Annotated in this window: 17 protein-coding genes and 2 tRNA genes; 10 read left to right on the top strand and 9 right to left on the bottom strand. The window is 62.3% G+C overall.

All coding sequences use genetic code 11. The annotated features are described in order from the left end of the window. Positions 1-79: 79 nt before the first annotated feature. Positions 80-1126 (top strand): alpha/beta hydrolase, encoded by a 1047-nt coding sequence (locus ABIT12_RS13590; protein ID WP_348042413.1) that lies wholly within the window; start codon positions 80-82, stop codon positions 1124-1126. A 135-nt stretch (positions 1127-1261) separates the two neighbouring features. On the opposite strand, the gene hisN is transcribed toward ABIT12_RS13590, so the two are convergent. Both hisN and ABIT12_RS13580 read right to left on the bottom strand, forming a co-directional pair. Then, on the bottom strand, positions 1262-2071 hold the full coding sequence (gene hisN, locus ABIT12_RS13585) for a histidinol-phosphatase (protein WP_348042412.1): 810 nt from the start codon (positions 2069-2071) through the stop codon (positions 1262-1264). Between the two features lie 76 nt (positions 2072-2147). Further along, entirely contained in the window at positions 2148-3041 is an 894-nt protein-coding gene (locus tag ABIT12_RS13580) for an N-formylglutamate amidohydrolase (protein ID WP_348042411.1), read from the bottom strand. 201 nt (positions 3042-3242) lie between these two features. Between ABIT12_RS13580 and cpdR the strand changes: the two genes are divergently transcribed. Beyond that, entirely contained in the window at positions 3243-3602 is a 360-nt protein-coding gene (cpdR, locus tag ABIT12_RS13575; RefSeq protein ID WP_046105558.1) for a cell cycle two-component system response regulator CpdR, read from the top strand. A 524-nt stretch (positions 3603-4126) separates the two neighbouring features. Here cpdR and ABIT12_RS13570 read toward each other — a convergent pair. The 3 genes from ABIT12_RS13570 to ABIT12_RS13560 all read right to left on the bottom strand — a co-directional run bounded on the left by ABIT12_RS13570 (position 4127) and on the right by ABIT12_RS13560 (position 5031). Beyond that, a tRNA-Val gene (locus ABIT12_RS13570) sits at positions 4127-4201 on the bottom strand. Positions 4202-4231: 30 nt separating this feature from the next. Next, positions 4232-4306: transfer RNA gene (locus tag ABIT12_RS13565), tRNA-Val, on the bottom strand. 110 nt (positions 4307-4416) lie between these two features. After that, a complete protein-coding gene (locus ABIT12_RS13560) occupies positions 4417-5031 on the bottom strand; it encodes a pyridoxamine 5'-phosphate oxidase family protein (RefSeq protein WP_348042410.1) in 615 nt (204 codons plus the stop codon). Between the two features lie 334 nt (positions 5032-5365). Between ABIT12_RS13560 and msrB the strand changes: the two genes are divergently transcribed. Together msrB and otnI are read left to right on the top strand one after the other, a co-directional pair. Continuing rightward, positions 5366-5770 (top strand): peptide-methionine (R)-S-oxide reductase MsrB, encoded by a 405-nt coding sequence (gene msrB / locus ABIT12_RS13555; protein ID WP_348042409.1) that lies wholly within the window; start codon positions 5366-5368, stop codon positions 5768-5770. Beyond that, the gene (otnI, locus tag ABIT12_RS13550; protein ID WP_348042408.1) at positions 5767-6543 is read left to right on the top strand and encodes a 2-oxo-tetronate isomerase; all 777 of its coding nucleotides are present in this window, start codon (positions 5767-5769) and stop codon (positions 6541-6543) included. The genes msrB and otnI overlap by 4 nt, the downstream gene beginning before the upstream one ends. Here otnI and hrpB read toward each other — a convergent pair. Further along, positions 6540-8987, bottom strand: a complete 2448-nt coding sequence (gene hrpB / locus ABIT12_RS13545; RefSeq protein ID WP_348042407.1) for an ATP-dependent helicase HrpB — start codon at positions 8985-8987, stop codon at positions 6540-6542. The genes otnI and hrpB overlap by 4 nt on opposite strands. Positions 8988-9077: 90 nt before the next feature. Here hrpB and ABIT12_RS13540 point away from each other — a divergent pair, with 90 nt between their 5' ends. Then, on the top strand, positions 9078-9947 hold the full coding sequence (locus ABIT12_RS13540) for an aldose 1-epimerase family protein (RefSeq protein WP_348042406.1): 870 nt from the start codon (positions 9078-9080) through the stop codon (positions 9945-9947). A gap of 146 nt (positions 9948-10093) precedes the next feature. Next, positions 10094-10618 carry a hypothetical protein gene (locus ABIT12_RS13535; protein ID WP_348042405.1) on the top strand — a complete coding sequence of 175 codons (525 nt, stop codon included), beginning with the start codon at positions 10094-10096 and terminating at the stop codon, positions 10616-10618. 6 nt (positions 10619-10624) lie between these two features. Here ABIT12_RS13535 and ABIT12_RS13530 read toward each other — a convergent pair whose 3' ends face one another. Then, on the bottom strand, positions 10625-12133 hold the full coding sequence (locus ABIT12_RS13530) for an ATP-binding protein (RefSeq protein WP_348042404.1): 1509 nt from the start codon (positions 12131-12133) through the stop codon (positions 10625-10627). Positions 12134-12335: 202 nt separating this feature from the next. Here ABIT12_RS13530 and ABIT12_RS13525 point away from each other — a divergent pair, with 202 nt between their 5' ends. From ABIT12_RS13525 to ABIT12_RS13515, 3 genes are all read left to right on the top strand, one after another. After that, positions 12336-13046: a GntR family transcriptional regulator gene (locus ABIT12_RS13525; protein WP_348042403.1), complete on the top strand. Its 711-nt coding sequence runs from the start codon at positions 12336-12338 to the stop codon at positions 13044-13046. 28 nt (positions 13047-13074) lie between these two features. After that, entirely contained in the window at positions 13075-14049 is a 975-nt protein-coding gene (locus tag ABIT12_RS13520; protein WP_348042402.1) for an aldo/keto reductase, read from the top strand. Positions 14050-14280: 231 nt separating this feature from the next. Then, entirely contained in the window at positions 14281-17190 is a 2910-nt protein-coding gene (locus tag ABIT12_RS13515) for an insulinase family protein (protein WP_348042401.1), read from the top strand. A 372-nt stretch (positions 17191-17562) separates the two neighbouring features. On the opposite strand, the gene ABIT12_RS13510 is transcribed toward ABIT12_RS13515, so the two are convergent. Together ABIT12_RS13510 and ABIT12_RS13505 are read right to left on the bottom strand one after the other, a co-directional pair. After that, the gene (locus tag ABIT12_RS13510; RefSeq protein ID WP_348042400.1) at positions 17563-17748 is read right to left on the bottom strand and encodes a tautomerase family protein; all 186 of its coding nucleotides are present in this window, start codon (positions 17746-17748) and stop codon (positions 17563-17565) included. Between the two features lie 78 nt (positions 17749-17826). After that, on the bottom strand, positions 17827-19014 hold the full coding sequence (locus ABIT12_RS13505; RefSeq protein ID WP_348042399.1) for a hypothetical protein: 1188 nt from the start codon (positions 19012-19014) through the stop codon (positions 17827-17829). A 135-nt stretch (positions 19015-19149) separates the two neighbouring features. Between ABIT12_RS13505 and ABIT12_RS13500 the strand changes: the two genes are divergently transcribed. Beyond that, entirely contained in the window at positions 19150-20664 is a 1515-nt protein-coding gene (locus tag ABIT12_RS13500) for a carboxylesterase family protein (protein ID WP_348042398.1), read from the top strand. Positions 20665-21266: the final 602 nt, after the last annotated feature.

The raw sequence follows: 21266 nt of genomic DNA, 5'->3' as shown, positions 1-21266 counted from the left end.
GTTCATCATCGCGTCGGTCATCGGTGGTCCTTCAGGTAAAGGGTTGGTGTAAGCAACCAGACCCTACCGGAAAGCGCCGATGACTACCGCGCTACTCAGCTACACCACGTCCCGGGACACGACCCATGCCAACGCTCGCCTGGAAATCTGTATGACCATTTTCATCGATCCTAATGGACCATCGCTGGTCAATATTCCGTCCAATCCGATCCCCGAGGGGGTGCGCGCCGGATATTTCCTGACCAGTGACAAGGTGCGGCTGCGCTATGCGCTGTGGCCCAAGAGTTCGGGGGCGCATCGGGGTACGGTATGCCTGGTGCAGGGGCGGACCGAGTTCATCGAAAAGTATTTCGAGACGGTGCAGGATTTCCGCTCGCGTGGATTTTCGGTGGCGACGTTTGACTGGCGCGGGCAGGGCGGGTCAGATCGGCTGATCGGTAACCGAACGCTGGGCTATGTCGACAAGTTTGAGGACTACTGGTGCGATCTGAAGAGCTTTCACGGCGAAATCCTGCTGCCCGATTGCCCGCCACCATTTTATCTGGTGGGCCATTCGATGGGCGGGCTGGTGTCGCTGTTTGCCGGCATCCATGACCGGTTGATGTTTGATCGCATCCTGGTCTCGGCGCCGATGGTGGCGCTGGACGGGCAGCCGCTGAGCATGGGTGGCATGGCCAGGGTCTGCGAGACACTGAGCTTTTTCGGGCTGGGGCATATGCCGGTCGGCCGCAAGGCCGACAAGCCAGCGTCGGAGGCGACCTTTCCCAACAATCCGCTGACCTCGGACCTGCTGCGCTATATGCGCTCGGTGGATATCCTGCGCGCCGATCCATCGCTGGGGATCGCGGCGCCAACCATTCGCTGGTCGGCTGCGGCGATGGCGGCGATGGCCGAGGCAGGACAGGACAGCTTTCCGGGGCGGATCCGCACGCCGGTTTTGATGCTGGCGGCGGCGCGGGATCAGGTGGTGTCGACTTCGGCGATCGAGCAGTTGGGGTTGCGGATGCGCACCGGGCGGCATGCGGTGATCGCGGGGGCGCGGCACGAGATGTTCGTGGAGAACGACTTTATCCGCGGGCAGGTGTTTGCGGCGTTTGACGCGTTTATTACCGAGCAGTCGCCTTGAACGGCTGAGTGCGGAAATCACCTCCTCTCTTCCCTCCCCGCAAGGGGGAGGGTGACATCGAGTGTTTTGCAGAATTTGACCAACCCGCCGGGTTCACCCTCCCCCTTGCGGGGAGGGAAGAGAGGAGGTTTCTTCTCAGCCCGCGTTCAGCACCTTCAGCGCTGCGGCGTGCAGTTCCGGCGTTGCCGCTGCAACGCAGTTGCCGCCCTGTTCGGCATCGCCGCCATCCCAGGTGGTGACGACGCCGCCAGCGGTTTCGATCAGGGGGATCAGCGGGCAGATGTCGACGTCCTTGAGGGCGGCTTCGACGACCAGGTCGATGTGGCCGGCGGCGAGGAGGGCGTAGCCGTAGCAATCGAGGCCATAGCGGGTGGTGAGCACCTTACTGGTGATCGCCTGCCATTGGGGCATGGTGCCGCTGCCGGTGAAGATGTCGGGGGAGGTGGCGGTGAGCTTGGCACGGGCGAGGTCAGTGACGCTTGAGGTTTTGAGCGGGATGGATTTCCCAGCGTGGTGATATTGCCCGTCGCCGGGCAGGGCCAGGTAGGTTTCCCCGGTGAACGGCTGCGCCATCAGGCCCGCGACCGCCCGGCCATCGACCATCAGGCCGATCAGCGTGCCCCAGACCGGGACGCCGGTGATGAAGGCGCGGGTGCCATCGATCGGATCGACAATCCACTGGAACCGGCCGGTGGTGGCCTTGGCGTCCCATTCTTCCCCGATAATGCCGTGATCGGGAAAGCGGCTGGCGATCAGTTCGCGGATCACCACTTCGGCCTGCCGGTCGGCTTCGGTGACCGGATCGAAGCCGGCATCGAGCTTGTTGTCGACGCTGAGCGCGGTGCGAAAGCGCGGCATGGTCTGTTGGGCGGCCATGGCGGCGGCATCGAGCAGGGTCTGGCGGACAAGGCTGGCGTCGAGGCCGGCAAGGCGGGATTCGGTCATGGCGGGATCACAGGTTATCAATGTCGCCGCACGTTACACCGGCGGTGCGACAATGGGATAGCGCCGGGCCGCGGGATTATTCAGCTGCGGCCTTTTGCGGGGTGCCGGTGGAGCAGAGCGCTGCCAGATCCAGCCCGATCAGCGCAAAGATCAGCCGTTCGATCAGCAGCCGCATCGGCTCGAAATTGTCGGTCTTGGTCAGTGTCGCCTCGTTCATATAGAGGTGGCGGCTGACTTCGATCTGCAGGGCATGCACGCCATGCTGCGGGCGACCATAGGAGCGGGTGGCAAAGCCGCCGGCGTAGGGCCGATTGCGCGCCACCTTGAGGCCGGCACCCGAGAAGATAGTTTCGACCATATCGACCAGGCCCGGCGCACAGGTGGTGCCATAGCGGTCACCCAAGACGATATCGGGCGCGGGGCGATCGCCAGTGCGCGTCAGGCGCGGCATCGAATGGCAATCGATCAGCACGGCCATGCCGAAGCTGGCAATGGCCTCGCTGAGCAGGCCCTGCAGCGCTGCGTGATAGGGGTGGTAAATGCCCTCGATGCGCATGCGCGCATCCTCAAAGCTCAGGCGTTCGCGATAGATCGGCTTGTTTTCAGCCACCACGCGGGCTAGCGTCCCCAGGCCGGCGGCAACGCGCGGCGAGGTGGTGTTGAACCGATCCGACAGCGGCTCGACGAACATGGTGGGATCGAGTTCCCACGGTTCGCGATTGACGTCGAGATAGGCGCGGGGAAAATGCGCCCGCAGCAGTGGCGCACCCAGGTGGGGCGCGCGACCGAACAGTTCGTCGACCCAGGCATCTTCGGACTGGCGGATTGACAGGTGATCGAGCCGGGTCATGGCCAGGAAGCGTTCGGGATAGACGCGGCCGGAATGGGCGGAATTGAACACGACGGGAGCAACCAGCCGGCGCGGCCGAACCGTTTCGAAGGCGGGTCTATCCCAATAGTCGGACCGCACGCTTGCTCCGCCCTGTTTATAGCATCATCGCTCGAAGCGATTTGCCATTTTGTTGGCCTGACTTTGCCCCTGATCGTTCACGATGTCCACAATCTCGCGAAAATGCGTGGCGGCGATCCACCGCGTAGTTGTGCATTAACACAGTTGGACTAAACATCGCTGACACACCCGACTCAAGCACCGCCTTGCCGGAGAGAATTGATGAAACGCATTCTGCTCGCCGAAGACGACAACGACATGCGCCAGTTCCTGACGCGCGCCCTCAAGAATGCCGGCTATGAAGTCGTTTCCTTCGACAACGGATTGTCGGCCTATGAGCGCCTGCGCGAGGAGCCGTTCTCGCTGCTGCTCAGCGATATCGTGATGCCGGAAATGGACGGGATCGAACTGGCGCGCCGGGCGACTGAGCTCGATCCGGATTTGAAGGTGATGTTCATCACCGGTTTTGCCGCCGTGGCGCTGAACCCCGATAGCGACGCGCCCAAGGACGCGTCGGTGCTGAGCAAGCCGTTCCACCTCAAGGATCTGGTCAACGAGGTCGAGCGCCTGCTGGCCGCTTAAGGCGCAGCGCTCATTCTACTGCGGCGGCCATCTGACGCGACCGGCTGTGCTTCTGGTGGTCACGTACCAACGTACGCTCCGCCATAGCCCTTCGAGCGTAGCTCTACGGGCGTTCTTCGCTAAAAAGGTCCACCGGACCTTTTTCAAAAAGCTCATCACTTCTCGCCGGCCACGCCAGCTGACTCACCGCAGCGAATGTTCGCTACACCTTAATGATAGAATTCCAACCCCTCGCGGCGACGCGGGGGTTTTTGTTTTAGGTGAGCTGTTGCACCCACCGTATTCCCTTCTCCCCTTGAGGGAGAAGGTGCCCGAAGGGCGGATGAGGGGTTTCTTGCTGATATGGAGCATGCGGCAGCAACCCCTCACCCTGAAATTCTGCTGAGCGCAGAATTTCTGTCCTTGTTCGGTTCAAACCGCTCCGCTGGAGCGGTTTGTGGCTGCACCATCACCGCCAAGTCCCGCAAGGGGCGAGGGTGGACGACTGTAAGGTCTGTGCAACGCAATTCAAAAATTGGGAAGAATGGTGGGAGTAACAAGGATTGAACTTGTGACCCTTCGCGTGTGAAGCGAATGCTCTCCCGCTGAGCTATACTCCCATCGCGCCTTGCGGCCGCGACTTAGAGAGATGGTGGGCGTAACAAGGATCGAACTTGTGACCCCCTCGATGTCAACGAGGTGCTCTCCCGCTGAGCTATACGCCCATCTCTCCGGGCTGGAAGACCGTGGTCGTTCCAGTGGCGCGGGTAGACCATAAAACCCCGACAGGGGTCAAGAGGCTATCGGACCGATTGTGGATATCGCCGGTGGCGCCTCACCACATGGTCTGTCTGGCGCGCTCGGGCCAGGCCTGGTCATAGCTGTCGCCGCCGACCTGATTTTCGGTCATTGCCGCCAGGATCTGGCCCGGCGTCGGCAGCGATCTGGGATCGATATGGCGTTCGGGGTTCCACAGCTCGGAGCGCACGATGGCGCGGGCGCACTGGAAATACAGCTCGTCGATCTGCATGACGATGACGCAGCGCGGGGCTTTGTCCTCGACGGCAAAGCTGGCCAGCAGCTCCGGATCGGTAGCGAGATGGGCCCGGCCATTGGCGCGGAAGGTGGTGCCGGAACCGGGCAACAGGAACAGGAAGGCGACGCGCGGATCGCGCACGATGTTGCGCAGCGAATCGATGCGGTTGTTGCCGCGCCGGTCCGGCATCATCAGCGTGGTATCGTCATGGACACGCACGAAGCCGGGCTGGTCGCCGCGGGGTGAACAATCGATGCCCTCAGGGCCGATGGTGGCGAGGGCCGCGAACGGGGAAGCCTCGATCAGGCGCCGATAATGCGGGGTCATCCGCTGGGCCACCTTGACCGTCGAGGCGGCGACCGGGGCGGGGGTGTACAGGGCTTCGAGTTCCTCGACCGAGGTGATGATGGACATGGTCAGCTTTCGCGATGGTCACAACGGCTTGAGAGCCCGTTTGAAAACTCTACTCTGGCGGCCGTCTGACGCGATTTTCTGCGCTTCCGGTGCTCACGTACCAAGTGTACGCTGCGCCATAGCCCTTCGAGCGTAGCTCTACGGGCGTTCTTCGCTAAAAAGGTCCACCGGACCTTTTTCAAAAAGCTCATCACTTCTCGAAAACCACGCCAGCCGACACCCCAGAGCGAGTTTCCAATCAGGCTCTGAGATGTAACGTCATGGGGTGTTGGTGCGAATACGCCGGTACTATATCAATCTCATGATGACATTCTGGAAAAAGAGGGAGACGTCAATGGACGCTCATGCTTTCCCCGTGACCCGTACCGATGCGGAATGGCGCAAGCTGTTGTCGCCCGAGCAATATGCCGTGATGCGCGGCCATGGCACCGAGCGGCCGGGCAGTTGTGCGCTGCTGTATGAAAAGCGCGCGGGCACATTCTCCTGCGCCGGGTGCGACAGCCCGCTGTTTGAATCCAAGCTGAAATTTGAAAGCGGCACCGGCTGGCCGAGCTTTAACGATCCGGTCCCCGGTTCGGTTGAAGATACGGTCGACCGGAGCCACGGCATGGTGCGTACGGAAACGCATTGCGCCACCTGTGGCAGCCATCTGGGCCATGTGTTCCCGGACGGTCCGCCGCCAACCGGTCTGCGCTATTGCATCAATGGCGTGGCGCTGAATTTCACGCCAAACGCATGAGCCTGCGGTTCTCGGCAAACCTGTCCATGCTCTATCCCGAGCATGCGTTTCTCGACCGGTTTGCCGCGGCCGCCAAGGATGGCTTTACCGGGGTCGAATATGTCGGCCCCTATGATTATCCCAAACACCAAATCGCGCAGCTTCTGCGCGATTTTTCTTTGCGGCAGGTGTTATTCAACATGCCGGCTGGGGACTGGGCAGCGGGCGAGCGGGGACTGGCTGCCGTACCGGGACGCGAGCATGAGTTTCGCGGTAGCGTCGACCTGGCGATCGAATATGCGGTGGCGCTGGAATGTCCACAGGTGCATTGCATGGCCGGGATCATGCCGGTCGGGGCAGATCTGGCGCAGTGCGAAGCGGTGTTGGTGCGCAATCTGGCCTATGCGGCGCCGCTGTTTGCCGAACAGGGCGTCAGACTGCTGGTCGAGCCGATCAACCCGGTGGATATGCCGGGTTATGTGCTGACGGGTATCGAGCAGGGAGAGCGCATCCTGCATGCGGTTGGCTCGGATAACCTGTTCTTGCAGTTCGATTTTTATCATCGCGCCATGCAGGGCGGCGAACTGATCGACAGTTTTGCCCGCCTGCAGGAGCGCGTGGCGCATGTGCAGGTGGCGGATGTGCCGGGGCGGCGGGAGCCGGGGACCGGCACGGTGGATTATCCGGCGGTGTTTTCGATGTTGGAGCGGCTGGATTATGACGGCTGGGTCGGGGCGGAGTATCGACCCGCTGCCGGGACCAGCGACGGGCTGGGCTGGATGCGCGATCTCTAGGTGCCACGCGGTTTGGCGCGGCTGGTGGCCTGAGCGGCCAGCGGATCGTCGGGCCACAGGTGGCGCGGATAGCGGCCTTTGAGGTCCTTGGCGACGTCTTTCCAGGAGCCACGCCAGAAGCCGGGCAGATCGCGGGTGGTCTGGATGGGGCGATGGGCCGGGGACAGCAGCACCACTAGCAGCGGCACCTTGCCATTGGCGACGCTGGGGTGACGGTCGAGGCCGAACAGTTCCTGCACGCGAATTTCCAGCGCCGGGCCGTTTTCGGCGTCGTAATCGATGGGAGCGTGCGAGCCGGAGGGGGCAGCGAAATGGCTGGGCAGCAGCGTGTCGATTGCGGCGCGCTGGCTCCATGGCAGCAGGGCATCGAGCGCGTTGCCGAGTTCGGCGGCACTGATCTGGGCGATCTGGGTCAGGCCGGTGATGTGGGGCGTCAGCCAGTCGCGGTTGGTGGCGAGCGCTTCGTCGGAGAGGTCCGGCCATTCCGCACCGAGCATGCGGTTGAGATAGGTGGCGCGGCCGCGCAGGGCCTTCTGGTCCTTGCTCCAGGGCAGGTTGGCGATATTGGCATTGGCGGAAAGCAGGTTGGTGGCCTGTTGCGGATCATCGGCGGCGACGGGTTCATCGGCCAGCAACAGCGCGCCGAGGCGCTTGACCCGCCGGGCGCGGACGGCTTTGGCAGTGGCGTCGAAATTGAGTTCGGTGGTGCTGGTGATGGCGGCGGCGAACAGATCGTCGATGGTGGCGCGGTCGATGGCGGCGGCGGCGCGGATGCGGCCCGCAGCGGCGGTGCCGGTGATGTCGGTGACCACCAGATAGGGCGCCTTGGCCAGGGTGTCGGCGAGGTCAAGGCTGGCGGCGCGGCCATTGGCAAGGCGGAAACGGCCGGGGGCGCCGGATTGCCGGGCGACGCGATCGGGATAGGCGCGGGCGAGGTGGCGGCCGATGTCGTGGTCGCTGGCGGTGGATTTGCCGCCGGCCATGGTGGCCCAGCGCCGCGCCAGTTGGCGGGCTTCGTCGGCACGCTTGCCGCGTTCGGAGCGGAAGAGGTCGTAGCGATGGGCAAGGTCGGTGCCGTCGCCACCGAGGCCGCGCTCGGTGATCAAGGCCGCGAGTTCGGCTGCCAGCAGGGCGTTGCCCTCTTCGGCGGCGCGATGGATCATGTGGGCGAGACGCGGATGCAATGGCAGGCGGGCGAGGGCCTTGCCCTCGGCGGTGATGCGGCCGGCGGCGTCGAGCGCTTCAAGGCTCTGGAGCAGGGCGACGGCTTCGGTCCAGGCGGGCTTGGGGGGCGGATCGAGGAAGGCCAGCGTTGCCGGATCGGTTATGCCCCAGCCCGCCAGATCGAGCACCAGGCCGGACAGATCGGCACCGAGGATTTCGGGCGTATCGTAGGGGTCGAGCGCAGCGGTCTGGCCTTGCGACCACAGGCGATAGCAGGTGCCCGGGGCGGTGCGACCGGCGCGGCCACGGCGCTGGTCGGCCCCGGCGCGGGAGACGCGGCGGGTTTCGAGGGTGGTGAGGCCGGTCGATGGCTCATAGGCAGGCATGCGGCGGAAGCCGCTGTCGATGACAATCGAGACGCCTTCGATGGTCAGCGAGGTTTCGGCAATTGATGTGGCCAGCACGATCTTGCGGCGGCCTTCCGGGGCGGGCTGCACGGCGCGGTCCTGTTCGGCGGGCGTGAGTTGGCCGTAGAGCGGGGCGATATCGACATTGGCGGCGACGCGGCCGGCGAGGCGTTCGGCGGTGCGGGCGATTTCGGCCTGGCCCGGGAGGAAGACCAGTGCGGAGCCGGTATGGGTTCGCATGGCTTCCAGGGTGACGGACGCGACCTGATCCTCCAGCTTGCCGAGCGGGTCGCGGTCGACGTGGATGGTTTCGACCGGGAAGGCGCGGCCAAGGCTTTCGATCACCGGCGCATGGTTGAGCAGAGTGGCGATGCGGGCGCCATCGATGGTGGCCGACATCACCAGCAGGCGCAGATCGGGACGCAGCGCAGTGGCATCGAGCGCCAGCGCCAGGCCCAGATCGGCATCGAGGCTGCGTTCGTGAAATTCGTCAAACAGCACGGCGGCGATGCCGGTGAGTTCGGGATCGTCGAGCAGCAAGCGGGTGAAGACGCCTTCGGTGACCACTTCGATGCGCGTGGTCTTGCTGACCTTCACATCGAGCCGGACGCGATAGCCGACGGTCTGGCCGACCTCCTCGCCCAGCGTCTGCGCCATGCGCCGCGCGGCAGCACGGGCGGCAAGGCGGCGCGGTTCGAGCATGATGACTTTGCCATCTGCGCGCCATGGCGCATCGAGCAAAGCCAGAGGGACGCGCGTGGTCTTGCCGGCGCCGGGCGGGGCGACCAGCACGGCGTAGGGGCCAGTGGCCAGCGCTGCCAGCAAAGCGGGCAGGGCGTCATCGATGGGGAGGGACTGGTTGGTGGCGGACATGGTTCTGTCATGGCTGATGATCCATGTTGCGGCAAGGGCTGAGCCCGGCGTAGGTATGGGACCCCGATCCAGAAAAGTGAGCCGATACAGATGCAAAGCCCGATCCGGATCGATAATGGCCAGGTCGCAGTCGAGATTGCGGCGCTGGGCGCCGAGATGCAGTCGATCATGACCGCCGATGGCGCGTCGTGGCTGTGGCATGGCGATGCGGCGTTCTGGGGCGGACGGGCGCCGGTGCTGTTTCCGATTGTCGGCAAGGCGCCTAATGATCAGCTGGGTATCGATGGCCAGCAATATGGCATGGGGCAGCACGGCTTTGCCCGGCGCAGCGTGTTTGCGCTGGAAACCGCGGGGACCGATTCGTGCCAGTTCGTGCTCGAAGCTGATGACACGACGCGGGCGGTCTATCCGTTCGAATTCCGGCTGTCGCTGGAGTATCGGCTGGTGGGCGCCGGGGTGATGGTAACCAGCACGGTGTCCAATACCGGCGCCGTGCCGATGCCATTCCAGCTTGGCTATCATCCAGCGTTTGCCTGGCCGTTGCCGGGCGCCGAAGGTGCGGTGCATGAAATCCGATTGTCGGGTGATGCGGCGCCGGCGCTGCAGCGGCTGCATGGTGGCCTGCTGGCGGCGCAGCGGCAGCCATCGCCGTTCAAGCAGGGGCGGTTGCGGCTCGATCATGCCCAGTTCGAAGAGGACGCGATGATCTTTCCCGAAGGCTGTGGCGAACGTCTGGTCTATGGCGTCGAGGGCGGTTCGCGGATCGAGTTTTCGTGGAGCGGCCTGCCCAATCTGGCACTGTGGACCAAGCCCGGCGCGCCGTTCATCTGCATCGAGCCGTGGCACGGCACTGCGGCCAGGGAGGGGGGCAGCGATGACATTGCCCAGCGGCCCTATGTGATGGCGCTAAAGCCCGGCGCCTCCAAGGCATTTTCCTATACTGCGGTGTTCAAACGCTAGACGGGCTTAAGACAGGAATCCGCACCCCCGACCCCTCCCCTCAAGGGGTAGGGGGGCAGAAGGCGTTAAGTAACCAGCCGGTGAAGCTCACCTTGCGTGGTTTTTGCAGCGTGGCATAACCGTTATATTCACCGCTGGAGAATTTAATGCGCACTGCCCTGAGCGTCCTGACTATTGTGCTTGCTGCTGCCGTTGCCATGCCTGCTTACGCCCAGACGGTCGAAGACTACGACACCGCCAAGGCGGCGCTGGACGAGAGCTGGAACCAATTGCCGCTGAGTTTTACCAATGTGCGCTTCGTCACCGAGGCAACCGGGTTCGGCGTTTACACGGAAAAAGCCGACGCGATTTTCAAGGATGGCGAGCCGGTAACGCTGTATGCTGAACCGCTGGGCTTCAAGTTCGCCAAGACCGATGACGACCAGAACAGCTTTGGCTTCAATTTCGATTTTAAGCTGAAGAACCCGGCGGGCGACGTGCTGAGCGAAAAGCCCGATTTTCTGAAGACCGAAATGAAGAGCCATTCGGAGAACCACGAATTTTACGTCATGCTGACGCTGAACCTGAAGGGGGCTCCAGCCGGTGACTATGTGCTCGAATATACCGGCCACGACCTGTCTTCGGCCGAGACTGCAGAAATCTCGGTGCCGTTCACGCTTGCTGCGCCCTGATTGAGGCTACTCGGCCGCCGGTCTGGCTTCGGCCAGGTCGTCCGGCCCGTTGGGATCGCCGGGGGCGGTCTCGACACCCAGTTCGGGAATGGCCACGACGCGGTTGTTGCGGAAATCGAGCCGCACGACCAATAGCCCGCGTTCTTCGAACCAGGTCAGCAAACGTCGGGCGCGGCTGGCCGAATGGCTGCCATAGAGCCGCGCCAATGTGATGTCAGACGGGCAGGGCGCATTGGTCACCGCTGCCTGGGCCAGCACCAGAAACACGCCCTGAATATCGTCGGTGAGGCTTTCCGATAAAGCCAGCGCCTGTTGCCAGACATCGCTTTGCGCGGTTTGTCGGTCAAGCCCGACACGGGCGACGGCGAGGCGGCGCTTGAATGCGGGCAGAGCCAGCGCTTCGCCGGGCACGCGGCGAATGCGGCAGCGCACCAGAAAATCCTGATAGAGCACGGCGACCGAGCGGAAGCTGGCGTCCGGATCGCCCAACAGATCGGCCATGATCAGGTCGATCATGGCGTCGCGTTCGGCCTGGTCGATTTCGGGGAACAGGCTTTGCGGTGGGGCTTCGATCTCGATGCGGGGACGGCTGAGCTGGGTGAGCAGATCGGCCGTTGGGATCGGCGTGGGCGGCGGTGGGCGGCGTACCACGGCGCGGGCTTCGTCGGGGCCGGGGGTAAAGATCAGGTCCTGCGCATCCATGGGCGCATCGGGCAATGGAGTCAGCTTGGGGCTGGTGGAGCGGGCCGAGGTTTCCACATCGCCGATGGTCACCGGCAGCGGGCGGCGCGACAAAGCCGGCCCGAGCGCGATGAAGTGACCGCGGGCCAGATCGCGGAACTGTTCGGCCTGGCGGCGCTCCATGCCGAGCAGGTCGGCGGCGCGGGCCATGTCGATATCGAGAAAGGTGCGGCCCATCAAAAAATTCGAGGCTTCGGCGGCGACGTTCTTGGCGAGTTTGGCGAGGCGCTGCGTGGCAATGACGCCGGCCAGGCCACGCTTGCGGCCACGGCACATCAGATTGGTCATGGCGCCGAGCGAGAGTTTGCGGGCTTCGTCGCTGACTTCGCCGGCGACCGCGGGGGCGAACATCTGGGCTTCATCGACAACGACCAGCACCGGATACCAGAAATCGCGATCGGCATCGAACAGGCCACCAAGGAAGGCGGCAGCGGCGCGCATCTGCTGCTCGACGTCCAGGCCTTCAAGGTTGAGCACGACCGAGACGCGATGCTGGCGGATACGGCCGGCGATGCGGGTGAGTTCGGCTTCGGTGCGCACGGCATCGACCACGACATGGCCGAAGCGGTCGCCCATGGTGACGAAATCGCCTTCTGGATCGATGATCACCTGCTGTACCCAAGGTGCGCTCTGTTCGAGCAGGCGGCGCAGCAGGTGGGATTTGCCGGAGCCGGAATTGCCCTGCACCAGCAGGCGCGTGGCCAGCAATTCTTCGAGATCGAGCATGGCGGGCGCAGCGCCAGTGGTCGCGCCCATGTCTATGCCAACTTTCATGCGGTCTCCAGGCAGGTCTCGCTGGGAGACTCAATGCACGGCTGAGGTCGGGCCTTTCTAGCATCCCCCGTGGCCTTATGGGACCGGCAATCGGCAAAACCCACAACTGGCGCGTAAAGCGGCCCGGCAACAGTCGCATCGACCTTGGCGGGTTTCTGCGCTAACCATGGGCAATTGCCTTGAATGGAAGGTTGCGCCGAGCGTGCTGGATCTGACTCCCGATACCATGGCCCTGCGGGTCGTGACCGCGCTGCGCGACGAGATTGTCACCATGGTGCTGCGGCCCGGCGACGTGATTTCGGAAAGCGATATTGCGGCGCGGCACGGGGTTTCGCGCCAACCGGTGCGCGAGGCGTTTATCCGGCTGGCGCAGCAGGGGCTGCTGCTGATCCGGCCCAAGCGAGCCACGGTGATCAAGAAGATTTCGGCCGACGGGGTGCGACAGTCGCGGTTTATCCGCGAATCAATCGAGGTTGAAATCGTGCGCCGGCTGGCGGGCAATCCGCATGAAGACACCGCCGCGGTGCTGGACGAGGTGATTGCCCGGCAGCAGGCATCCTCGGATGCCGGCGACAGCAGGGGCTTTCACCTGCTGGACGAGGAAATGCATCGGCAGATGGCGCGGCTGGCGGGCGTTGAATATGCCTGGCAACTGGTCGCTGATCACAAGATCCAGCTTGATCGGGTGCGGTTTCTGACGCTGGGGCGGACCTCGTCGGAGCGGGCCATCGGCGAGCACAAGCTGATTGCGGCAGCCGTCGTCGCCGGCGACGTGGTGCGGGCCGAACAGCATATCCGCAGCCATCTGGGGCGGGCCGAGGCCTTGCTGACCCAGACCATTTCGGATTTTCCAAATTTCTTCGAGCCCAATGCCGGCAGCGCGATTGCCGGCCCGGACGAACCTTCGGCCTGATGGCCATTTCCAGATCAAGAGAGTGCAGATGAAACAACGTCGCTTGGGCAAAACCGGCTATCAGGTTTCCGAAATCGGGCTGGGCTGCTGGCAATTGGGCGGAGATTTCGGCCCGGTCGGCGCCGATACGGCCTCGGCTATCCTAGATGAAGCCAACAGGCTGGGCGTGACCTTCTGGGACACGGCGGACGTCTATGGCGGCGGGTTGAGCGAGAGCCGGATCGGCGAGCATGCCAAGGGCAATGGCGTACATGTGGTGACCAAGGTGGGGCGCGATGGGTCGCTGTTCCCCGACAAGTTTTCCAAGGCCGGGCTGCGGGCCAGCCTCGAGGCTTCGGCGAAACGGCTCAAGGTCGAGGCGATCGAGCTGGCGCAGCTGCATTGCGTGCCGACCGCAGTGTTGGAAGATGGCGCGATCTTTGGCTGGATGGATGATCTGAAGGCCGAAGGCCTGATCCGCCATTATGGCGCCAGCGTCGAGACCGTGGCGGAAGGGCTGCTGTGCCTGAAGCATGAGGGCGTGGCGACGCTGCAGATCATTTTCAACCTGTTCCGACAGGATGCGGCGGCGGAGCTGCTGCCGCAGGCGCAGGCCAAGGATGTCGGCATCATCGTGCGGTTGCCGCTGGCCAGCGGGCTATTGAGCGGCAAGTTCGGCAAGACCCCGGCTTTTGCCGAGCAGGACCATCGCAATTACAATCGCGACGGCAAGTTCTTCAATGTCGGGGAAACGTTCTCCGGCCTGCCCTATGAAAAGGGCGTCGAGCTGGCCGATGCGCTTAAAGGCATGGTGCCGGGTGGCGTGCCACTGGCGCAGACGGCCCTGCGCTGGATTCTGGATCATCCGGCGGTCAGCTCGATCATTGCCGGGGTGAGCAAGCCCGAGCAGTTGGCAAGCAATGTGGCGGCGGCGGGATTGCCCAGCCTGTCGCCGGCGCTGATGGCGCAGTTGGGTGATTGGTATGGCAAGGACGTGCGGCCGTTTGTGCGGGGCGGGATTTGAGTTGATCTGCTTCTCCTTCTCACCTTGAGGGAGAAGGTGCCCGAAGGGCGGATGAGGGGTTTCTTTCTTCATCCAGTTGATGCGGAAACAACCCCTCACCCTGATTTTCTGCTGAACGCAGAAAATCTGTCCCTCTCCCTCAAGGGGAGAGGGAAGGGTAGTGTGCCCCCTAGCGCATCCATCTGGCACTCCCTACGTTGAGTGCCAATACCGAAATCAAGTGAGCCTTTGATGTCTTATCACGAAGCCTTCGAGCTGCTGCGCGACGAACATATTGCTGAAGTCAATTCGCGGGCGCTGCTGTACCGGCACAAAAAGACCGGGGCCGAAGTGCTTAGTCTGGTCAATGACGACGAGAACAAGGTGTTCGGCATCACCTTCAAGACGCCGCCGGAAGATTCGACCGGCATCGCCCATATCCTTGAGCATTCGGTGCTGTGCGGCAGCCGCAAGTATCCGGTCAAGAAGCCATTCGTGGAGCTGATCAAGGGATCGCTCAACACCTTCCTCAACGCCATGACCTTTCCGGACAAGACCGCCTATCCGGTGGCAAGCCAGAACCTGCAGGATTTTTATAATCTGGTGGATGTGTATCTGGATGCGGTGTTTTTTCCGCTGATCACCGAGGATACGTTCCGGCAGGAAGGCTGGCATTATGAGCTCGATGAAGCCAATGCGCCGCTGATCTACAAGGGTGTGGTGTTCAACGAGATGAAGGGCGTTTATTCCTCGCCCGACGCGGTGATGCGCGACTATGCGCAGCATTCGCTGTATCCCGATGTTACCTATGGAAAGTCCTCGGGGGGTGACCCGAAGGCCATTCCGGAGCTGACCTACCAGCAGTTCAAGCGCTTCCACGAAAAGTTCTATCACCCGTCCAATGCGCGGGCGTTCTTTTCGGGCGATGACAATGCCGATGAGCGGCTGGCGATTCTGGATGCCTATTTCTCCGAATTCGAGCGCGCGCCGGTGGATGCCGAAGTGCAGTTGCAGCCCCGGTTCAACGCGCCGCGGCAGATCGTGGCGACCTATGCTGGCTCCAAGGAGGAGGGCAAAGCCCGCGACGGCATGGTTACGGTCAACTGGATGATCGAGCCGAGCGAAGATCGTGTCGCGGCGCTATCGAACGGCTTGCTGTCCTACATTCTGGCCGGCAATCCGGCAGCGCCATTCCGCAAGGCGCTGACCGATTCCGGACTTGGCGAAGGGCTGATCGGCGGGGGCATCGGCGCCGGCTTGCGCCAGCCGATGGCGACATTCGGGATGAAGGGGATCGACCCTGCCGATGCGCCCAAGGTTGAATCGCTGATCCTGTCGACGCTGGCCGATCTCAGCGAAAAAGGCATCGACCAGCAGACCATCGAGGCAGCGCTCAATACGTTTGAATTCTCGCTGCGCGAAAACAATACCGGCTCGTTCCCGCGCGGCATTTCGATGATGTTCTCGGCGCTGAGCACCTGGCTGCATGATGGCGATCCGCTGGCGCCGCTGGCCTTCGAAGATGCTTTGAAGACGATCAAGGAAAAGGCCAGAGACGGCTATTTCGAAGCGCTGATCCGCACGCTGTTCCTCGACAATCCGCATCGCACCACGGTGACGCTGTCGGCCGATGACAAGCAGGGTGCGCGCGAAGCAGAAGAAGAAGTGGCGCGGCTCAAGGCAGTGCGCGACACCATGGGCGCAGCCGATATCGAAGGGGTGATCGAGGTCACCGAAAAGCTCAAGGCCTTGCAGAACGAGGCGGATGATCCGGCGCTTTTGGCCAAGATCCCGACGCTGGGTTTGGGCGACCTGACGCGCGAGGTGCGCACCGTACCGATCGAGATCAGCACGCTGGCCGAGACGACGCTGTTTTATCACGACCTGCCGACGCTGGGGATCTTGTACCTCGATTTGGGGTTCGACCTGCATGCGCTGGATCAGGACCTGCTGCCCTATCTGCCGCTGTTTGGTCGCTCCCTGTTGCAGACCGGCACGGCCAAGGAAGATTTTGTGTCGCTGACCCAGCGCATTGGCCGTTCAACCGGCGGCGTGGCGCAGCATCGCAGCATTTCGGCGCGGCAGGATGGGCCAGCGAGCGCCGCGTGGTTCTTCCTGTCGGGCAAGGCAGTGCCGGACAAGGTGCCGGAACTGCTCGATATCCTGCATGATGTGATCCTGACCGCGCGGTTCGATAACCGCGAGCGGTTCAAGCAGATGGCGCTGGAGGAAAAGGCCGGCTTTGAGGCGCGGCTGGTGCCGGGCGGCAATTCCATCGTCGATACGCGGCTGCGCTCGTCGCTGGGCGAAGCCAGCTATATCGGCGAACAGATGGGTGGCATCAGCTACCTCAATTTCGTGCGCGATCTGGTGAGGCGGGTCGATAGTGACTGGGCCTCGGTGCAGGCGGCGCTGGAGCGCATCCGCACCGTGCTGTTCAAGCGGGCGCAGATGGTGGTCAATGTGACCGCTGATGCGGGGATTTGGGCGCAGGCGCAGGGCGAGGTGGGGGCGTTTCTGGAACGCCTGCCCAATACGCCGGCGACCAAGCGGGTATGGGGCAATGCGCTGCTGAAAAAGTCCGAAGGGCTGATCATTCCGGCGCAGGTGAACTATGTCGGCAAGGGCGCTAACCTCAAGGCCCTCGGGTTCAGCCTGACCGCTGCATCGAGCGTGGTGCTGAAATTCCTCAACACTACCTGGCTGTGGGACAAGGTGCGCGTGCAGGGCGGCGCCTATGGCGGCTCGGCGCGGTTTGACCTGACCTCGGGCAATTTCTCGTTTTTGAGCTATCGCGATCCAAACCTGCTCAAGACCCTGGCGGCCTATGATGGCTCGTCCGGTGCATTGCGGGCCCCAATTGGCGAGGGCGACCTGACGCGCTCGATCATTGGCGTGATTGGTGACATGGACGGCTACGAGTTTCCCGACGCCAAGGGCTATTCCTCGATGTGGCGGCAATTGACCGGGACGACCGATGCGTTGCGCCAGCAGCGGCGCGACGAAGTGCTCAACGCCAGCCGCGCGGACTTTTTGCTGTTTGCCGATGCGCTGGATGCCGTGGCCGCCAATGGGCATGTGGTGGTGCTGGGCGGCGAGGCGGCTATTGCGGCGGCCAATGTGGAGCGGCCGGGGATGCTGGAAGTGACGAAGGTGATGTAATCCTTCTGCGCTCCCTTCTCCCCTTGTGGGAGAAGTCTGCATATTCATCCCAGCAAAATCAATGACTTGCGCTTCTTGCCATTCGTTTAGCACTGCATGTTGTTATGCACAAGAGCTGACTATCAGCATGCGTAGCTTCACTGACAGGGCGAGCGCCGTGACCAGGATGAGGAACCAAAGCAAACAACTGCCTGCCGACTTCGGTGCCGACAATGGACACCGCCGCCATGGTGCGCAGAAACCTAATTGCGTCAGGGACGGAAAAGCTCTGATAGCGGCTCTAACAGACGAAGCGCATAAGCATGTAAGGTAGGCACGCAGCAAGGACATACTCCCCGCCAACGGGTACTCCCAACACCCAGCACTGATGGGCTACTTTTGCGAAAAAGGCGCGCCCCCACGGAACTTGCTGTCGCGCGAGGATTCCACAATCTGCACCATGACATTCTCAGCGGGGACGCCGAGGTGTTTTGTCACCGCCTCGGTAATGTCTTTGGCCAAAGCCAACTTAGTTTCTGGCGTGCGGCCCTCTAAGGCGTAAATGATAACTTCCGGCACTTTGTCGCTCCCCTCATTTAGCGATAGAAATATGGCACGAGGTTGTGGGCAATTACATGCAGCACAACTCGTAAGGCGTTAGCCCGGCTCACCGCTGGTGAGCAAGACCCGCACGAGCGCCGGTTGCGTTCGGACGCCGACCTTGTCGAAGATGCGTTGCAGCTGCGTGCGGGCGGTGCTGATCTGAACTCCCGCTCGACGTGCTGCATCGGTCAGGGCAAGACCTTCGACAATGGAAACGACCAAGCGCTGCTGAGAAGGCGACAGGCCAAAAGTAGTGGCAGCGGTCATCAGACGCTGCTCGGCCAGTTGTGGGTCGTTAAACGATACAAAGACCTTACCGCAATCGGCCTTGATCCACCATACCCGTGCCGGCATGTCATTGCCTGGGTCGTAAATGAGCGGCCTGCATTCGTAGGCCGACATAATGCCGCCCCGCCTTGATGCACACCATTTGATGAGTTGATGAAGCCGAACATCCGTGGCGACCTGCTGCATCTGCAGGCGTCCTCCGCGGACCACAAGTTCAGTTTCGCCCTCCAGATGCAGTTTGGCCGCGTAGTTTTGCTCTACCACCCGACCTGTTCCATCGACCTGCCATGTGGGAACATCGGTCTGGCCCTGCTGCTCATCCATGATGGACACGAGAACGATCTTCCACTGACCGTTCAGTTTCTCGAGTATCCGCACTTCATGCGTCGTGGAGGGGCCGTGAAAGCCGATCAGGTTCGAAGTCGGGTAGATGATGTCGTAGGTTGCCCACGCCATCGTGCTGGCGACCCGCAAGGTCGAACGTTGGCGTTTGAACTGGAAGGCAAAGTAGGGGTTCTTGTCAGGGTCCTGGCGCATATCGAGTTGCATCCGCGTGCCGATCTGATCCCAGCCTTCGTGCATGACGGTCCCGCCAACGCGGATCCAGGCCAGCCATTGCTCAAAGGGGCTGGCTGAATGAGCTTGTGAGTAAGCGGGGAAGTCACGGTTCCAAAAGGCGGCGTGCTCATCATCAATGACGCGCCAAATGGTGGCTTCATCGCTCGGTTCACCATCATCGCGCGGATGGTGTGGGCCGCGGCTCGCCGCATCGCAGACTTTGTCCACCTGCGCTCTAATTGCAGGGTCGGTCAGCGTCTGCGGAACGTCCGGAAAACCATCGCTGATCAGCTGCGCCTCGATGGCGCGCCAATCGGCGAACATGCCGCTCATTGCCATCCACCAGGCCTTGCCTAAGGTCGAGCGGGCCTCGGCTTCGTCGTCGTTGGAGCTCATCTTCTCACCATGTCCACCACCTGAATGACAGCTGCACAGCCAGGTTGTGCCAATGCTGTGACCGCACAATATTGGATGGAGGTGCCGATGTCCTTGTTTACAGTAGCTCGTTTAGTGCGCTTGGGAGCCGTCGCGATGACGTTGTTGATCATGCCGATTGGCACAACCTTTGCCGCGCCAAGCGCTCCTATCGTGTCGGTCACCGGCGGAAAGGTTCAGGGCATCGGCACAGATGAGGGCGTCTTGTCCTATCGTGGCATTCCCTACGCCGCCGACACCAGCGGCAGCAACCGATTCCGCGCGCCGCAACCGGCGGTTGCCTGGACCGGCGTACTCGACGCCTCGGCCTATGGCCCGATATGTCCTGGTTTTGGAGGTCTGCCTCCGCCCGGCGCCATTGAGGCCCCGGAAGGCAATGATCCCAATCTGACGGCGCCGTCCGAGGATTGCCTCCGCCTCAACGTCTGGACACCTGCTGCAGATGCCGGCAAGCGAGCGGTCATCGTCTATCTTCACGGTGGCGGCTTCGTCACCGGGTCTGGCAATATCTCCTGGTACGACGGATCCAACCTGGCAAAAAACCAGGACGTGGTGTTTGTCAGCATCAATTACCGGCTCAACATCTTTGGGTTCCTCTACCTTGGAGGAATTGACCCCACCTATGCCCAAGACGGAAATGCGGGCCTGCAGGATATTGTTGCCGCATTAGGTTGGGTACACGACAATATCGCTCAGTTCGGCGGCGATCCTGCCAATGTGACGGTGATGGGCCAATCCGCCGGAGCACAGGCCGCGGTCACCCTGATGGGCATACCGGCCGCCAAGGGATTGTTCAGCCGTGTCATCGCAGATTCTCCATCATCGGACCTGCCTGCATCGGCGGAGCAGGCGACCGGCCAAGCTCATGGCGCACTTGAGCAATTGGGGGTGAGTGCGGACTTGAGCAAACTCGGCGACCTGCCATGGGACAAAGTTATCGGCGCTTTCACCGGCAACGGTCCCGTGGTTGACGGCACGTTTATGCCAACTGGTTTGACCCTTGCAGACGCTGCCGCGATGTCCCCTGACGTGACACTGCTGATCGGGTGGAACGCCACGGAGAATACCTTCTTTGAAGGCCCGGAGGTGATCGCCGACGGCCAGACTATGGACGCGGCCCTTACCAAAAAGCTGGGCTCAGGCGCCGCACGCCTGCAAACCCTCATTGATGCCTATCATCGCGCGTTTCCAGCCATCACCGAAAACGAGCTCTATTTCCGCATCTCGGCCGATCTCGATTTCGGCAAATCAGTGCTCGACACTGCCAAGGCCAAGGCCGCGCTCAATAAGGCCCCGGTCTACGTCTATCAGTTCGCAGGCCGGACCACCGTGCGAAACCTGATGACCCCGCACACGCTTGAACTGGGCTACGTGCTGGACAATCTCGCGATGACCAAAGCCCTAAGCGGCCTCCCGACCAAGCCCATGCAATCGCTCGCCACATCTACCAGCGCCGCTTGGGCCGCGTTTGCGAAAACCGGCATCCCCTCTTTGCCAGAGTGGACGCCGTTCGATCCTGGTTTGCCGAGCGTCATGCGTATCGGCGATACACCGTCGATGGCGCCCCTCTCAGCCGCAACCTCCATAGCGGTGGACTGGACAGGGCATTAGCTGCGCGATCTGGGCGTAAGGCTAAGCGAGCGGCAGCGCACCAGCGCTGCCGCTCGCTCGATGGCAATTTCTGGGTTTGGTGTCGCCAAGACCGAACGCCAACCGTCGAACGTCAGTTTGGTGTTGACGATGACTGAGGTCTGCTCATCGAGTTGGATAGTCAGATGGAACACTGTTGGCAGTAGTCTGGCTGAACGAGCAGTGGAGTGTCGGGGATGAGTTTCCCCAAATGCTGTGAAGATACGTGAAGTTTTGGTGACACCTGTTGCCGGGTCCATTGGGGGGCAACTGCACTGGACTGCCCATGTTGGGCACTATGGTGGACAAACGGATCCGCTTCCATTGTCCACCGTAGCTTCTGTATTCATCTTGCCATTTTAGTTTTTTTTGAATGGCCACGACAAGGACCCGCATTGGGTTCCTGGTCTTAACGTTCCTAATCTTGCGCCATTTCAGGGTGAAGATGGACATCGTCCCGATCGTGCCCCATAGCGTGGTGTAACTGAGGCAGGGCCTCCACGCATTTCCGGCTTGGCCGGGATGATCAGCGTGCGGGAACTGCCGGCAAGCTGATGAGCGGATCATCGCGCATTTGTCCGATG

This window comes from Devosia sp. (assembly GCF_039927955.1).
Lineage (GTDB): Bacteria > Pseudomonadota > Alphaproteobacteria > Rhizobiales > Devosiaceae > Devosia.
The sequence above is the reverse complement of the archived record's forward strand: the minus strand, read 5'-3'. Positions and strand labels throughout refer to the sequence as shown.

Bases quoted from the DNA above. Each gene is read 5' to 3' on its own strand.
- ABIT12_RS13515 (WP_348042401.1), top strand. From the start codon at position 14,281: ATGTCTTATCACGAAGCCTTCGAGCTGCTGCGCGACGAACATATTGCT.
- ABIT12_RS13590 (WP_348042413.1), top strand. From the start codon at position 80: ATGACTACCGCGCTACTCAGCTACACCACGTCCCGGGACACGACCCAT.
- ABIT12_RS13535 (WP_348042405.1), top strand. From the start codon at position 10,094: ATGCGCACTGCCCTGAGCGTCCTGACTATTGTGCTTGCTGCTGCCGTT.
- otnI (WP_348042408.1), top strand. From the start codon at position 5,767: ATGAGCCTGCGGTTCTCGGCAAACCTGTCCATGCTCTATCCCGAGCAT.
- hisN (WP_348042412.1), bottom strand. From the start codon at position 2,071: ATGACCGAATCCCGCCTTGCCGGCCTCGACGCCAGCCTTGTCCGCCAG.
- ABIT12_RS13560 (WP_348042410.1), bottom strand. From the start codon at position 5,031: ATGTCCATCATCACCTCGGTCGAGGAACTCGAAGCCCTGTACACCCCC.
- cpdR (WP_046105558.1), top strand. From the start codon at position 3,243: ATGAAACGCATTCTGCTCGCCGAAGACGACAACGACATGCGCCAGTTC.
- hrpB (WP_348042407.1), bottom strand. From the start codon at position 8,987: ATGTCCGCCACCAACCAGTCCCTCCCCATCGATGACGCCCTGCCCGCT.
- ABIT12_RS13500 (WP_348042398.1), top strand. From the start codon at position 19,150: ATGACGTTGTTGATCATGCCGATTGGCACAACCTTTGCCGCGCCAAGC.
- ABIT12_RS13540 (WP_348042406.1), top strand. From the start codon at position 9,078: ATGCAAAGCCCGATCCGGATCGATAATGGCCAGGTCGCAGTCGAGATT.
- ABIT12_RS13520 (WP_348042402.1), top strand. From the start codon at position 13,075: ATGAAACAACGTCGCTTGGGCAAAACCGGCTATCAGGTTTCCGAAATC.
- msrB (WP_348042409.1), top strand. From the start codon at position 5,366: ATGGACGCTCATGCTTTCCCCGTGACCCGTACCGATGCGGAATGGCGC.
- ABIT12_RS13505 (WP_348042399.1), bottom strand. From the start codon at position 19,014: ATGAGCTCCAACGACGACGAAGCCGAGGCCCGCTCGACCTTAGGCAAG.
- ABIT12_RS13530 (WP_348042404.1), bottom strand. From the start codon at position 12,133: ATGAAAGTTGGCATAGACATGGGCGCGACCACTGGCGCTGCGCCCGCC.